This window comes from Yoonia sp. 72 (assembly GCF_034652275.1).
GTDB lineage: Bacteria > Pseudomonadota > Alphaproteobacteria > Rhodobacterales > Rhodobacteraceae > Yoonia.
In genome coordinates, this window is sequence record NZ_JAXIWG010000001.1 from 1,379,805 (window position 1) to 1,393,457 (window position 13,653).

Here is a 13,653-nt window from a genome sequence, read left to right on the forward strand (position 1 = left end):
ACCCCTTGGCACGCGACAAAGCCAGCGAAAACTACATCGCTCCCGTCCGCAATCTGCTGGTGGGGGTGTTGGTGCTTGCGCTTCTGGGGGTGTTCGCCGTTTGGCGTATCGACAGCCCGCGGGTGGAACGGCTGCGCATGGCGGTAATCGACCGTGTGCTGCCATCCTTTGACTGGGTCATGGCGCCGGTCAGTGCCGCCGCCGACCTGATCGCGGATTTCCAAAGCTATCAGCGGCTCGCTGCCCAGAACCAGGATCTGCGCCGCGAATTGCAGCAGATGAAGGCTTGGCGCGAGGCCGCGCTCCAGCTGGAACAGGAAAACGCCAAGCTGCTCGATCTCAACAATGTGCGGATCGACCCCAAACTGACCTTCGTGACCGGGGTTGTGATGACAGACAGCGGATCGCCCTTTCGCCAGTCGGTGCTGCTGAACGTCGGCGCGCGCGACGGAATCATCGATGGCTGGCCAACGATGGACGGGATCGGGCTCGCGGGCCGGATCGCCGGTGTGGGCCGCGAAACCAGCCGCGTGCTGCTACTGACAGACACCTCCAGCCGTATCCCGATCACGATCCTGCCGTCGGGGCAACGCGCAATCCTTGCGGGCGACAGCACCCAGAACCCGCTGATCGAGTTTCTCGAGGACCGCGCCGTCGTGCGGCCGGGCGACAGGGTCGTGTCCTCGGGTGATGGCGGCGTCTTTCCGGCCGACCTGCTGGTCGGACAGGTGGCACTCGGCACCGACAACCGACTGCGGGTGCGGCTGGCTGCCGATTACCAGCGGCTGGAATTCCTGCGCGTCCTGCGTGCCCGCCCGCACGAGGTGATCAACGATCCAGGCCGCCTGCTGACCCCGATGCCAGAGGTCTACGGGCCGTCCGCCCTCAATCCCGCTACCCTTCCAACGGCAGAGGCCGCCGAGGCTGCCGATGGCTGAGGTCGCAGATTCTGCGACATGGGCACGACGCGTGGTGTTCGTCCTGCTCGCCTGCATGATCGCGGTCGCGCAGCTTGTGCCGCTGAACCTTGAACCTGCGACATGGGCGGCGCCTGATCTGCTGCTGGCCATGACCTGCGTCTGGGTGGCGCGCAGGCCCGACTATCTGCCTGTCTATATCGTGGCCGCGGTGTTCTTTATGACCGATCTGCTGTTTCAGCGGCCCCCCGGCCTTTGGGCGGCGCTTGTCATCATGCTGACCGAGGCGATCCGCACAAGGCACCGTGAATTGCGCAACATGTCCTTTGTCGCGGAATGGGCCTTTGTCGGGCTGGGGCTTGTCGCGATCACATTGGCGAACCGGATCGTTCTTGCTATCGTGATGACACCGCAAGCACCTTTCGGGCTGACAGTGATGCAGTTGGGTGGCACGGTCGCGATCTACCCGCTGGTCGCACTGGTGGCGTACTACCTGTTCGGCGTGTCGCATCCGGCACCCGGCGATATGCGAAAGATAGGACAAAGACCATGAAACGGTCCCCCAAGGACGTGATCAACAGCTCTCGGATCATCGGACGGCGTGCGCTGGTCGTGGGTGGTCTGCAGCTTGGCATCATGGGGGCGATCGGGTTCCGTTTGCGCGACATGCAGGTCGAACAGGCCGACCAGTACCGGATGCTGGCCGAAGAGAACCGGATCAGCATGCGGCTTTTGCCACCCGCGCGCGGCATGATCTTTGACCGCAACGGGATTGCCATCGCCGCCAACGAACAGAACTATCGCGTCGTGATGGTGCGCGAGGATGCGGGCGATATCGAACAGGTGCTGGCGCGCCTGACCGAGATCATCGACATCCCCCCCGATGCCTTGACCCGCGCGATCGAGGAAATGCGCCGCCGTGCGCCCTTTGTCCCTGTCACTATTCTGGAACGGGTGTCGTGGGATGATGTCGCGCAGATCAACCTTAATACGCCCGTTCTGCCGGGTGTGCAGGCCGAGGTCGGCCTCAGCCGCTATTATCCGATGGGCGAAGACATGGCCCATGTCGTGGGCTATGTCGGCCCCGTCAGCGATTACGACCTGAGCCAGATCGAAAATCCTGATCCGCTGCTGCAGATCCCCAAGTTCGAATACGGCAAGACCGGTGCCGAGAACCGCCTGGAGGAAGACCTGCGCGGCAAGGCCGGCACCCGCAGGATCGAGATCAGCGCCGCAGGCCGAATCATGCGCGAGCTTGACCGGCAGGAAGGCATCCCCGGCAAGGACGTGCAACTGACCATCGACGCGCGGCTGCAGTCCTATGTGCAGGCGCGGCTGGACGGCGAATCCGCCAGCGCCGTGGTGATCGACCTTGAAAACGGCGATCTGCGCGCGGTCGTCTCCTCGCCGTCCTTCGATCCGAACATGTTTGTGCGCGGCATTTCGGTTGCGGACTGGCAATCCTTGATGGAAAACAAATACCGCCCGATGGCGGCCAAGGCGGTGCAAGGCACCTATCCGCCCGGATCGACCTTCAAGATGGTCACGCTGCTGGCTGCGATGGAGGCGGGCGTGATCGGCCCCGAGGATACCGTGTTCTGCCCCGGCCACGCCGATATCAGCGGCATCCGTTTCCACTGCTGGAAACGCGGTGGCCACGGCAACATGAACCTTCACGAATCCATGAAGCAAAGCTGCGACGTCTATTACTATGACGTGGCCCAGCGCGTGGGCATCGACAAGATGGCGGAAATGGCGCGCAAGCTGGGGCTTGGCGTGCGCCACGACCTGCCCTTGTCCGCAGTGGCGACAGGGATCGCGCCTGACCGCGAATGGAAGTCAACCGTGCGCGGCGAAAACTGGCGGATCGGCGATACCGTCAATGCCTCGATCGGGCAGGGCTATGTTCTGACATCGCCGATGCAATTGGCGGTCATGACAGCGCGGCTTGCCACCGGACACGAGATTAAACCGCGCCTGATCCGGCTGATCGACGGGGTCGAGCAACCCGGCGGGATCGGGCCAAGTCTTGGCCTGAACGAGAACACCTTGCGGCGGGTCCGCGCGTCAATGGACGCTGTCTGCAATCACAACCGCGGCACAGCCTATGGATCGCGGATCGTCGCAGAGGACCGCAAGATGGCGGGCAAGACCGGCACCAGCCAGGTGCGGCGCATCACCCTTGAAGAACGGGCCGCAGGCGTGATCCGCAACGAGGACCTGCCGTGGGAACGCCGTGACCATGCGCTTTTCGTGGGCTACGCACCGCTCGACAATCCGCGCTATGCTGTGTCGGTTGTGGTGGAACACGGCGGCGGCGGATCATCGGCAGCCGCCCCTGTGGCGCGCGACATCCTGTTGCAGGCGCAATATGGCGGCCCACCCCCGCTGGAGGCCTATCCCAGCAATCTGCGTGACCAGATCGCCGAACAGCAGCGCCGGATCGCGGACCGTATCCCCGCAGGCACCCGCAGCCAGGGCCGCGCATGAGCTATCTTGAATACAACACCAAGTCGGTGCCGGTCGGCCTGCGCAAGCTGTTGTATCTCAACTGGCCGCTGGTTTTGCTGCTGATCGCGGTCGCCTGTGCGGGTTTCCTGATGCTTTATTCGGTGGGCGGCGGATCGATCAACCCTTGGGTAGAGCCGCAGATGAAACGCTTTGCGCTGGGGCTGATGGTTATGATCGTGGTCGCGATGGTGCCGATCTGGTTCTGGCGGAATATGTCCTTTGTCGCCTTTGGCATGTCGATCCTGCTGCTGATCGGCGTGGAACTCTTTGGCGAGGTCCGCATGGGCGCGCAGCGCTGGATCGATCTTGGGTTTATGCGCCTGCAACCGTCCGAGCTGACCAAGATCACATTGGTGATGTTTCTGGCCGCCTATTACGACTGGCTGCCGCTGGACCGTAAATCGCACCCGTTCTGGGTGATGGTGCCGGTGATCGTGATCCTTGTGCCGGTGGCGCTGGTGCTGCAACAGCCCGATCTTGGCACGGCCTTGCTGTTGTTGATTGGCGGCGGGGCGATCATGTTTCTGGCAGGCGTGCATTGGGCCTATTTCGCAACCGTCGTCACCGCAGGTGTCGGCCTGATCGTCGCAGTCCTGCAAAGCCGTGGGACGGCATGGCAGCTTTTGCAGGATTACCAGTTTCGCCGGATCGATACATTCCTTGACCCGACCAACGACCCGCTTGGTGCGGGGTATAACATCACACAGGCCAAGATCGCGTTAGGCTCGGGCGGATGGACAGGGCGCGGTTTCATGCAGGGAACGCAGTCGCAACTGAACTTTCTGCCCGAAAAGCACACCGATTTCATCTTTACCACTTTGGCCGAAGAATTCGGTTTTGTTGGCGCGATCACGCTCTTGGTGCTTTACACCTTGATCATCCTGTTTTGCATCGCCTCTGCGCTGTCCAACAAGGACCGGTTCGGGGCCTTGCTGACGCTGGGGATCGCGGTGACGTTCTTTTTGTTCTTCGCTGTGAACATGGCGATGGTGACGGGATTAGCCCCCGTCGTCGGTGTGCCGTTGCCACTGGTGAGTTATGGCGGATCGGCGATGCTGGTGCTGATGGGCGCCTTTGGGCTGGTGCAAAGCGCCCATGTCCATAGGCCACGCTGATGCTGAAGGTTCTTTTCGCAGCCAAACCGCAGGCCTGGGACGATTATGAACGCCCGCTGTCAGAGGCTTTTGCCGAGGTCGGGCTGGAGGTAGATCTCGGGCGCGATCACGCCCCCGAGCAGGCCGATTACATCGTTTTTGCACCAAACGGCCCGCTGCGCGATTTCGCGCCCTATGTGAAGGCCAAGGCGGTGCTGAGCCTTTGGGCGGGTGTCGAGACCATCGTGGACAACCCAACGCTGACCCAGCCTTTGTGCAGGCTCGTCGATCCGGGCCTGACGCGCGGCATGGTGGAATGGGTGACAGGCCATGTGTTGCGCCATCATCTGGGGATGGACGCGCATATCCTTGGGCAGGACGGCATCTGGCGTGACGGGATCAGCCCGCCGCTGGCCGCCGAACGCCCTGTCACGATCCTTGGCATCGGCGCGCTGGGGGCGGCTTGCGGACAGGCGCTGGCGGGCTTGGGTTTTCTGGTGACAGGCTGGAGCAGGTCCCCCAAAGATGTGCCCCATCTGCGCTGCCTGCATGGCGCGGATGGCCTGCAAGAGGCGCTGCGCGGTGCCCAGATCGTCGTGACGCTATTGCCGCAGACGGCGGACACGCAGAACATCCTGAATGCGCAGACTTTGGCGCTGCTGGCGAAAGGTGCCTTCGTGATCAACCCCGGTCGTGGCCCGCTGATCGACGACGACGCGCTGTTGGCCGCGCTGGACAGCGGGCAGGTTGCACATGCGACGCTTGATGTTTTCCGCCGCGAACCCTTACCCGCGGATCATCCGTTCTGGACGCATCCCCGCGTCACCGTTACCCCCCATATCGCAGCCACTACACGGCCCGATACTGCCGCGAAGATTATCGCCGACAACATCCGGCGTGGCGAGGCGGGTCTGCCGTTTATGAACGTCGTGGATCGCGGGCTGGGGTATTAGGGTCGCATTCCTGCGGAATACGAGGCCTCCGGCGGGGATATTTTTACTCGGAAGATGAGAATGTCTCAGCGCAGTTTGGGCGGCCTTGTCGGGTCCATGCCGGGGGCGGCAGGAGCGGCGGCGGCGGCAGCAGCGGGTTCGGGCAGATCGAAGCGCAGGCCGACCTTTGCCAAGCGTGCGGCCAGCGGGTCGCTGGCGCGGACGAACAGCACATCCATCATCCCGGCCTCGATGCCTGAAAAGGTCAGCGCCTCGCCTGCCGCAGAGGCCAGCGCCTTTTCGGCACCTTCGACCGCATCGACAAAAGCCAGCACATGGCCTTTGGCGCCGGTGTCATAGGTGACTTCGGCCAGATAGGCCGCCCGTGCGAGACCCGCCGCGATGGCGAGTTTGCGGTCAAGTCCCGTGATTACGCTTTGCGGCAGGTGGCGCGGCGCGGCGATGGCCGTCAGCCGCGCCTCGGTTTCCAATGGGGCATGCAACAGGGTCTGGGCCAGCCAGTCCACCGCATCCGCAGGGATCAGCATGGCCGAGGGTGCGACCTCGAGGTTCAGGCCCAGCCCGACCCCCTGCCCTGCCAGCATCTGCACCAGCGCCCGTCCCGGCAAGGCGGCGTAGGGGGCGATCCGGCCCACGAAATCAGACAGCCGTTCTTCGCGGTCGAAGATCAGCGCATATTGTCCGTCTTCCACATCGAACAGCGCGGGAGTGATCTGGTCCCCCTCCGCCTCGCCGCCCAAGAGAAGATAGATTTCGCTGTCGGCCAGCCGTTCGTAGAACCGCAGACGCGCGGCATCGTCGTCGGGTGCAGCCTCCATCGCCGCATGGGCGGTGTCGAGATCGGTCATCCGCTCAGAGCGCCTGCAACCGCTTGAACAGCGCAGACGTGTCCCAGCGCCCGCCACCCATTTTCTGTACATCCTTGTAGAACTGGTCCACAAGGGCGGTCACTGGCAGGCTCGCGCCGTTTTCATTGGCGGTATCAAGGCAGATGCCCAGATCCTTGCGCATCCAGTCCACGGCAAAACCGTGGGTGAAATGATCGTCCAGCATGGTCTTGTAGCGGTTGTTCATCTGCCAACTACCCGCGGCCCCCTGGCTGATCACCTCGATGACGGCATGCCCGTCAAGGCCGGCCTTGTCGGCGAAATGCAGCGCCTCGGACAGACCCTGCACCAGCCCTGCGATGGCGATCTGGTTGCACATCTTGGTCATCTGGCCTGCGCCGCAGTCGCCGATCCGGCGGGCAAGCTTGGCATAGACCGCGATCACCGCGCTGATCGTGTCGTAATCGGCCTGATCGCCGCCGCACATGATCGACAGTTGCGCGTTCTCCGCGCCGGCCTGTCCGCCCGAGATCGGCGCATCGACAAAGCCGAGACCTTTATCCTTGGCGGCGGCGTAAAGCTCGCGCGTGACCTTGGCGGAAACCGTGGTGTGATCGACAAAGATCGCCCCCTTGCCCATCGTGGAAAACGCGCCGTCAGGCCCGGTGCAGACAGCGCGCAGGTCGTCATCATTGCCCACGCAGGCCAGCACGATATCGGCCCCTTGGGCGGCGGCGGCGGGTGTATCGGCGGCGCTGCCACCATGTTTGGCGACCCAGGCATCCGCCTTGGCGCGGGTGCGGTTATAGACCGTTACGTCGTGCCCCGCGGCGGCCAGATGCCCTGCCATGGGAAAGCCCATCACCCCGAGGCCGAGAAAAGCGAGTTTTGTCATGATCCGATGTCCTGTTCAGTTGTGGCAAGGATAGGCCGTCACACGCAGGGTCAAGCCCCGCCCCGGTCAAAGCTGCCCGCGCATCATGTCAGACCGCACAGGAAGGGCAAGCCCGCCCAAGCCATGCGGCTTTTGGGCGATCACGGCTTTGTCGTTGTATTAGGGCCGCATTTCGCGGATATCTTTGCTAAATATGCGCATCATCAGGGCATGTTAATGTCTGGCCCGCAAACCTGCCCCAGACTGTTTTGACAGGCCTTTTACAGGAACCCCATGCTGGAATTCGCGAATGTCAGCAAATCCTTCTGGACCGGCACCCAGCGCAAGGTGATCCTTGACCGGGTGTCGTTTCGCGTGGAACTGGGCAATTCGCTGGGCATCCTTGCGCCCAACGGCACCGGCAAGACAACGCTGATCAACATGATGGCGGGCCTTGAAAAACCCGACGAAGGCACGATCACGCGGACCTGCCGGATTTCTTTTCCATTGGGCTTCATGGGCGGTGTGATCAACAAGCTCAGCGCGATGGAAAACAGCCGCTATATCGCGCGGATCTACGGGCTCGACCCCGATTATGTCGAAGCTTTCTGTCGCTGGCTTTGCGGGATCGCGGAATATTTTGATATGCCCGTCGGCACCTATTCCAGCGGGATGAAACAGCGGTTCACCTTTGCGCTGATGCTGGCGCTGGAATTCGACATCTACCTGATCGACGAAGGCATGCCGAGCGCCACCGACGCGGAATTCAACCGCAAGGCGGGTGATATCTTGCGCGAGCGTCTGGAAAGCACGACCATCATCATCGTGTCGCATCAGGCCGCGACCCTGGAACGGTTCGCACGCTCTGCCGCTGTGCTGCGCAACGGGCAGCTTTATATGTTCGATACCCTCGAAGAGGCAAAGGCGCTGTATGACTATCAAACCTAGGGTCCAGAAGTTCCGTATCCGACGTGATGCACCCGCTGCACCGCAGGCCGAAGCCGTGCCGCCAGCGCCCGTCACAGAACCAGCCCAGACCATGCAGGACCAGCTTGACGCCATCGCGCAAGAAGGGCTGACCGGCCGCCAGTTGCGCATGGCGCGTCGTGTGGCCCAGAAACAGGGCCTGATCGTCGGGTCGGATTATGACGCCGTCCGGCAGTTGCGTCTGGCGGGGATCGACCCGTTCCAGCGGCAATCGGTTCTGGAACTGGTGCAGCCCAAACCCGCCAACCCCGCGCGCGTCCAGCTGCCCGAGACAATCGCCAAGGGCAACACGCTGCCAGATGCGCGCGCGATACAGCGCGCCAACAAGAACGCGTCAGAGATCATCAAGATCCAGCGCGATATCGCCCGCCGCAGGCGCCGCAAGCTGGTGCTGCTGACGACCCGTCTGGCGGTGTTCATCTTTCTGCCGACCTTTCTGGTGGGGTGGTATTTCTACAATATCGCCACCCCCATGTATGCCACCAATTCCGAAATCGTCATCCAACAGGCGCAACCCGCCCAAGGCGGCGCGGGCGGTTTTTCGAACCTGTTTCAAGGCACGTCGATGGCGACCCAGCAGGACAGTATCGCGGTGCAGTCTTATCTTGCCTCGCGCGAGGCGATGCTGCGGCTGGATGCCGACCACGGGTTCAAGGCGCATTTCAGCGACCCTGCCATCGACGCGATCCAGCGGCTGGACGCGGACGCCACCAATGAAGAGGCGTTCAAACTGTTCAAACGCCACGTCGTCATCAGCTATGACCCGACCGAGGGGCTGATCAGGATGGAGGTCATCGCGGCCTCGCCGGAAAAGGCGTTTGAATTCTCGCAGGCTTTGATCGGCTACGCCGAGGAACAGGTCGATCAGTTGACCAGCCGGCTGCGCGCCGACCAGATGCAAGGCGCGCAGGAAAGCTATGAGGCCGCGGAACGTCGCCGGTCCGAGGCGCTGGCGGCTTGGCTTGCGATCCAGCAGGAGGTCCAGCAGATCGACCCCGTCAGCGAATCCGCGACCCGGCTTGGCCAGATCGCCACGCTGGAAGGAGAACGCCAAAGGCTGGAACTGGTCTTGCAATCGCGCCTGAACGTCGAGCGCCCCAGCGAAGTGCAGGTGCAGGCGCTGCGTGACCAAATCGCCAATATCGACGGGTTGATCGTGAACCTGCGCGCCGACCTGATCGGCGGGACCAACGATCAAGGGTCGCTCGCCGCGCGCAACACAGAGCTGTTGACAGCCGAAGAAAACTACACGTTCCAGACGCTCATGGTCCAGCAGGCCTTGACCCAGATGGAAACCGCGCGGATCGAGGCGAACCGGCAGGTGCGCTATCTGTCCGAAAGCGTGCGTCCGGTGCTGCCGGATCAGGCGACCTATCCGCGCGCCTTTGAGAATACTATCCTGGCGTTTTTGATTTTCTCGGGCATTTACCTGATGATCTCTCTTACCGCCTCCATCCTACGTGAACAGGTCAGCTCTTGATGCATATTGTCGAAATCGGAAAACTGAAGGTCGGCAACGATCTGCCCCTCACGCTGATCGCTGGCCCCTGCCAGCTGGAAAGCGCGGATCACGCCCAGATGATCGCAGGCCGCATGACCGAAATCTGCGCCGCACATGGCGCGCAATTCGTCTTCAAGGGCAGTTTCGACAAGGCCAACCGCACGTCACTGGGCGGCAAGCGCGGGCTTGGCATCGACGGCGGGCTGAAGGTCATGCAATCGGTCAAGGACAGTATCGGCTGCCCCGTGCTGACCGATATCCACACCGCCGACCAATGCGCGCCCGTGGCTGCGGTCTGCGATGTGCTGCAAATCCCTGCATTTCTGTGCCGGCAGACCGACCTTTTGATCGCTGCAGGTGAAACGGGGGCCGTCATCAACGTCAAGAAAGGGCAGTTCCTTGCCCCTTGGGACATGCCAAATGTCGTGGCCAAGATCGAAAGCACCGGCAACCGGCGCATCCTTGTCACCGATCGCGGCACGTCATTCGGGTATAACACGCTGGTCGCGGATATGCGGGCGCTGCCGACGATGGCGCGCATGGGCTATCCGGTGGTGATGGACGCGACCCATTCGGTCCAGCAACCGGGGGGGCAAGGCGGATCATCCGGCGGGCAGCGCGAATTCGCCCCCGTGATGGCGCGGGCGGCGGTGTCGCTCGGGATTGCGGCGGTGTTCATCGAAACCCACGAAGACCCCGACACCGCGCCCTCTGACGGGCCCAACATGATCCCGCTCGGGCAGATGGATTCGCTGGTCAAAAGCCTGATGCAGTTTGATGCTTTGGCAAAGGCGGACCCGATCCGCGTCTAGCGATCGGGCTTTCCTCCAAGGCGGGAACGACGCTTGGCCGCTGCCAGAAAGGACCAAAATGATGCGCGCATATTTGTTGATCCTGCTGCTCCTGGCCGCTGCCCCTGCTGGTTTCGCACAAGACGCCACAGGCACGATCGCCACCGAAAACAGCGCTGTGCAGGATGTCGCCATCGCCACCCGCATGCGCGAGATCATGAACGAGTTGGGCGATTACGCCGATGTCACCGTGACGGTGAACGAAGGGGTCGTCACCCTGCGCGGCACCACCAATTCGACGGTCGAGGCGCTGGCCCTGCAACCGCTTGCTTCCCGTATCGAAGGGGTCGTTGCCGTGCGCAACGAGGTGACCGAAACCACCGACATCGCGCGGCGGCTGAACCCGGCTGTGGACCGGTTCGCAGCACGGCTCGAACAGCTGGTGATCTTCCTGCCGCTCGCGCTGATTGCGGCGCTGGCCTTAGGGCTGGTCGTCATGGTGGGCTATGCCCTCGCACGGATGAAACAGCCGTGGGACCGGCTGGCGCCCAACAGCTTTGTCGCCGATATCTACCGGCAGTTGTTGCGGGTGGCCTTCATCGTGATCGGGATGGTCGTCGCTCTCGACATCATGAACGCGACCGCCCTGCTCAGCACGATTCTGGGGGCGGCGGGGATCATCGGCCTCGCCTTCGGGTTTGCTGTCCGCGACACGGTCGAGAACTTCATCGCCTCGGTCATGTTGTCGTTCAGGCAACCCTTCAGCCCCAATGACGTGGTCGAAATCAACGGCGACGTGGGCAAGGTGATCCGCCTGACCAGCCGCGCGACGATCCTTCTGTCGCTGGACGGCAATCACATCCGCATCCCCAACGCGACCGTCTTCAAAAGCCGGATCGTCAATTTCACCCAGAACGCCGAACGGCAGTTCCGTTTCGCGGTCCATGTCGATCAGGATGCCGACCTGCATGAAACGCTTGCACAGGTGAACCGGACCATGAAGGCGTTGCCTTTTGTGCTGAAAGATCCCAGCCCGCAGGCCTGGATCGAGACACTGCATCAGGGGTCGGTCGAATTGCAGGTGACCGGATGGATCAACCAGCACGACACATCTTTTGCGCTGGCACGCGGAGAGGCATTGCGCCAGGTCAAGCTGGCCCTCTGGACCGAACGCGATGCGATTGCCGAAAGCACACAGCACGTCGAACCGGCTGTCAGGGACCGCGACGTTGTTCCAAAGCCCAAGGAAACAACGCAGATTGAAGATGTCGAGCCGTCCCAAGATGCCGCCCTGACCCGCATCGTAGATACCGAACGCAGCCTTGGCAGCACCGAAGATCTGTTGCGCTCCGACCGCCCGAAGGAATAGTCCGCTTTTTGACAAAACGGGGCTTGAACCGCCCCCCGCTTCGCAGTATCCAGCGCCACGCTGATGGGATGTAGCCAAGTGGTAAGGCATCGGTTTTTGGTACCGTGTATCGTAGGTTCGAATCCTACCATCCCAGCCAGCTTACTCTCCATGAAGTAAAGTTGATGAACACATGACCGCTTTAGCGGGTCCGTGCTGGCTGTTTTGCCCCAGATGCTGCCCCAGTGTGACCGGGCCATGACAGCCCAGTCATCATTATTTTCATTGTCATCGTGCTGCCGTGTGGACCCTCAGGATCAGGCCATACCCCGGCTCTCCATAGACCCCCTCCAGCGGCCCTGTGATTGAGTAACCGCCCACGCAGTCGTCGAACACCTCATGGACCTCGAACAGATGCTCTGGCCAGCCGTCGAAGGCCTTGATGACCACAATGTCTCCTTCCCGTATGTCAGTCATGGGGTTTCCTCCAAGCCGCTAGGACAGCGAGGGTGAAGACGAGGGTGACCACTGGGTGTGATCGGCCTGCCAGCCAGAACAGTGTGGACAGCACGACCTTGGGTGGTGGTGACAAAAGAAAACCCCCGGCGAGAACGCCGAGGGCTGATATGATACGCATTGGATGACCTCCTGTTGTTGGTATCATTTCAGATACGGAGGCTTGCGCGGTTTTCTGATGACATCGTGTAGGAGTTGGCAACGGATCAAGGCTTCGTTCAGAATTCTTGCAATATCTAGTAGAGCTTTATTCGCACTTCCGGATGAAGTGGACAGTGCGATATGGCCGGAGTAGCACATAGACGCGACTGAACGGCCCTTCGCAATGTCCTTGGACGGTTGGAGGTTCCATGGTGTTGGCCGAAATGAACATCCTCAGATTTGCAAGCTACTTGCCAGATCAATTCGAGATGAAGTCCAGAGCGCGCTGAAGTGACGATGGAATTTCAGATAAGCCAGCAAGATACTCCCGAAAGGACGCTTCCCTTGCCTCAGCTCCTTCATGTGCAAATTGATTTACGACGGGAATAGTGACGCCCATGTCAGCCAATTTAGAAGCGATAACGCATCGTATGACCTCACATCCAATATGCCCATGAATGTAGAGTGGAATAGGGAAACTATTTGATGCCTTAGGCACTTTCGCATATGTAGTGTTAATTTTTGTCAGTAGCGCGCTAGGGTCTTTTACTCCCCTCTGCAGAAGTCGCGTGGCAATATCCCCATCTATCCTCAGGGCTACATCACCTTCGACAGTCCAAGCAAAATCATTATAGGTAAACACTGATGATGCCCTTGTTATCAGCCTCTCCTCTGCAATAACTTTTGACGCTGCGAGGGCCATCACTAAAGACTTCTCGAAACACTTTTGCACCAAACTTAGGCTATCCTGACTTAAGCCATCATAGCATCTGGACAAAACAATCTGCACAAAGTGTGGCTCCTGAAAGCCATAGTTTTCAATAGAATGACCAAGAGTGAAGTACTTTCGCTCGGTATCATCAGGTTTCTTAAATTTCAGCCATGACCCGTCATCCGCGATTAATCCATCCCACTCCCTATCAACCAACACGGCGAACTTCTCGCTCTGCTTCAATTTCTCGAATGTATGAAGGACCTTCCCTCTATTACCAATCTCATCCAACTCTTCGGGTGCTTTAAGGGTTTGCGCTGTATCGATGACGAAGTTCTCTGGTTTACATCCCGGACAGTTCGCCGCTAGTCGCCTAAGTATTCTTCTGTCACTATTACCTTCGACTAACAGTGTCTTCTTTTTCCGAATGTCTACTGAGATGACGTAGCCATTGACCGTCTGTTGTGCCATTGACTAATCC

13 protein-coding genes and 1 tRNA gene are annotated in these 13,653 nt (G+C 60.8%); 10 read left to right on the forward strand and 4 right to left on the reverse strand.

Going from position 1 to position 13,653, the window contains the following annotated elements:
* Nucleotides 1-5 precede the first annotated feature (5 nt).
* Genes mreC through VCK47_RS06975 form a run of 5 tightly spaced genes read left to right on the forward strand, consistent with a single transcriptional unit; the run spans nucleotide 6 to nucleotide 5,475 of the window.
* Nucleotides 6-938 carry a rod shape-determining protein MreC gene (gene mreC / locus VCK47_RS06955; protein WP_322889975.1) on the forward strand — a complete coding sequence of 311 codons (933 nt, stop codon included), beginning with the start codon at nucleotides 6-8 and terminating at the stop codon, nucleotides 936-938.
* On the forward strand, nucleotides 931-1,470 hold the full coding sequence (locus VCK47_RS06960; protein WP_322889976.1) for a rod shape-determining protein MreD: 540 nt from the start codon (nucleotides 931-933) through the stop codon (nucleotides 1,468-1,470). Before mreC ends, VCK47_RS06960 begins: the two co-directional genes overlap by 8 nt.
* Nucleotides 1,467-3,407, forward strand: a complete 1,941-nt coding sequence (gene mrdA / locus VCK47_RS06965) for a penicillin-binding protein 2 (RefSeq protein WP_322889977.1) — start codon at nucleotides 1,467-1,469, stop codon at nucleotides 3,405-3,407. The genes VCK47_RS06960 and mrdA overlap by 4 nt, the downstream gene beginning before the upstream one ends.
* On the forward strand, nucleotides 3,404-4,543 hold the full coding sequence (gene rodA / locus VCK47_RS06970; protein WP_322889978.1) for a rod shape-determining protein RodA: 1,140 nt from the start codon (nucleotides 3,404-3,406) through the stop codon (nucleotides 4,541-4,543). The genes mrdA and rodA overlap by 4 nt, the downstream gene beginning before the upstream one ends.
* Nucleotides 4,543-5,475, forward strand: coding sequence for a glyoxylate/hydroxypyruvate reductase A (locus VCK47_RS06975; RefSeq protein ID WP_322889979.1), 933 nt, complete (start codon nucleotides 4,543-4,545; stop codon nucleotides 5,473-5,475). The genes rodA and VCK47_RS06975 overlap by 1 nt, the downstream gene beginning before the upstream one ends.
* Nucleotides 5,476-5,540: 65 nt before the next feature.
* Here VCK47_RS06975 and VCK47_RS06980 read toward each other — a convergent pair whose 3' ends face one another.
* Nucleotides 5,541-6,323, reverse strand: coding sequence for an SseB family protein (locus VCK47_RS06980; RefSeq protein WP_322889980.1), 783 nt, complete (start codon nucleotides 6,321-6,323; stop codon nucleotides 5,541-5,543).
* Nucleotides 6,324-6,327: 4 nt separating this feature from the next.
* Entirely contained in the window at nucleotides 6,328-7,197 is an 870-nt protein-coding gene (locus tag VCK47_RS06985) for an NAD(P)-dependent oxidoreductase (RefSeq protein ID WP_322889981.1), read from the reverse strand.
* 273 nt (nucleotides 7,198-7,470) lie between these two features.
* Between VCK47_RS06985 and VCK47_RS06990 the strand changes: the two genes are divergently transcribed.
* From VCK47_RS06990 to VCK47_RS07010, 5 genes are all read left to right on the forward strand, one after another.
* Complete coding sequence (locus VCK47_RS06990; RefSeq protein WP_322889982.1) at nucleotides 7,471-8,124, forward strand: ABC transporter ATP-binding protein; 654 nt, start codon at nucleotides 7,471-7,473, stop codon at nucleotides 8,122-8,124.
* Nucleotides 8,108-9,643, forward strand: a complete 1,536-nt coding sequence (locus VCK47_RS06995; RefSeq protein WP_322889983.1) for a capsule biosynthesis protein — start codon at nucleotides 8,108-8,110, stop codon at nucleotides 9,641-9,643. The genes VCK47_RS06990 and VCK47_RS06995 overlap by 17 nt, the downstream gene beginning before the upstream one ends.
* Complete coding sequence (kdsA, locus tag VCK47_RS07000) at nucleotides 9,643-10,476, forward strand: 3-deoxy-8-phosphooctulonate synthase (protein WP_322889984.1); 834 nt, start codon at nucleotides 9,643-9,645, stop codon at nucleotides 10,474-10,476. Before VCK47_RS06995 ends, kdsA begins: the two co-directional genes overlap by 1 nt.
* A gap of 61 nt (nucleotides 10,477-10,537) precedes the next feature.
* Nucleotides 10,538-11,824 (forward strand): mechanosensitive ion channel domain-containing protein, encoded by a 1,287-nt coding sequence (locus tag VCK47_RS07005; protein ID WP_322892272.1) that lies wholly within the window; start codon nucleotides 10,538-10,540, stop codon nucleotides 11,822-11,824.
* Nucleotides 11,825-11,888: 64 nt separating this feature from the next.
* A tRNA-Gln gene (locus VCK47_RS07010) sits at nucleotides 11,889-11,963 on the forward strand.
* Between the two features lie 128 nt (nucleotides 11,964-12,091).
* On the opposite strand, the gene VCK47_RS07015 is transcribed toward VCK47_RS07010, so the two are convergent.
* Nucleotides 12,092-12,280: a hypothetical protein gene (locus VCK47_RS07015; RefSeq protein ID WP_322889986.1), complete on the reverse strand. Its 189-nt coding sequence runs from the start codon at nucleotides 12,278-12,280 to the stop codon at nucleotides 12,092-12,094.
* 439 nt (nucleotides 12,281-12,719) lie between these two features.
* Nucleotides 12,720-13,643 carry a DUF4435 domain-containing protein gene (locus VCK47_RS07020; protein WP_322889987.1) on the reverse strand — a complete coding sequence of 308 codons (924 nt, stop codon included), beginning with the start codon at nucleotides 13,641-13,643 and terminating at the stop codon, nucleotides 12,720-12,722.
* Between the last annotated feature and the right edge of the window lie 10 nt (nucleotides 13,644-13,653).

Coding starts and splice junctions, on each gene's coding strand:
- VCK47_RS06960 (WP_322889976.1), top strand. CDS start 931: ATGGCTGAGGTCGCAGATTCTGCGACATGGGCACGACGCGTGGTGTTC.
- mrdA (WP_322889977.1), top strand. CDS start 1,467: ATGAAACGGTCCCCCAAGGACGTGATCAACAGCTCTCGGATCATCGGA.
- rodA (WP_322889978.1), top strand. CDS start 3,404: ATGAGCTATCTTGAATACAACACCAAGTCGGTGCCGGTCGGCCTGCGC.
- VCK47_RS06975 (WP_322889979.1), top strand. CDS start 4,543: ATGCTGAAGGTTCTTTTCGCAGCCAAACCGCAGGCCTGGGACGATTAT.
- VCK47_RS06980 (WP_322889980.1), bottom strand. CDS start 6,323: ATGACCGATCTCGACACCGCCCATGCGGCGATGGAGGCTGCACCCGAC.
- VCK47_RS06985 (WP_322889981.1), bottom strand. CDS start 7,197: ATGACAAAACTCGCTTTTCTCGGCCTCGGGGTGATGGGCTTTCCCATG.
- VCK47_RS06990 (WP_322889982.1), top strand. CDS start 7,471: ATGCTGGAATTCGCGAATGTCAGCAAATCCTTCTGGACCGGCACCCAG.
- VCK47_RS06995 (WP_322889983.1), top strand. CDS start 8,108: ATGACTATCAAACCTAGGGTCCAGAAGTTCCGTATCCGACGTGATGCA.
- kdsA (WP_322889984.1), top strand. CDS start 9,643: ATGCATATTGTCGAAATCGGAAAACTGAAGGTCGGCAACGATCTGCCC.
- VCK47_RS07005 (WP_322892272.1), top strand. CDS start 10,538: ATGCGCGCATATTTGTTGATCCTGCTGCTCCTGGCCGCTGCCCCTGCT.
- VCK47_RS07015 (WP_322889986.1), bottom strand. CDS start 12,280: ATGACTGACATACGGGAAGGAGACATTGTGGTCATCAAGGCCTTCGAC.
- VCK47_RS07020 (WP_322889987.1), bottom strand. CDS start 13,643: ATGGCACAACAGACGGTCAATGGCTACGTCATCTCAGTAGACATTCGG.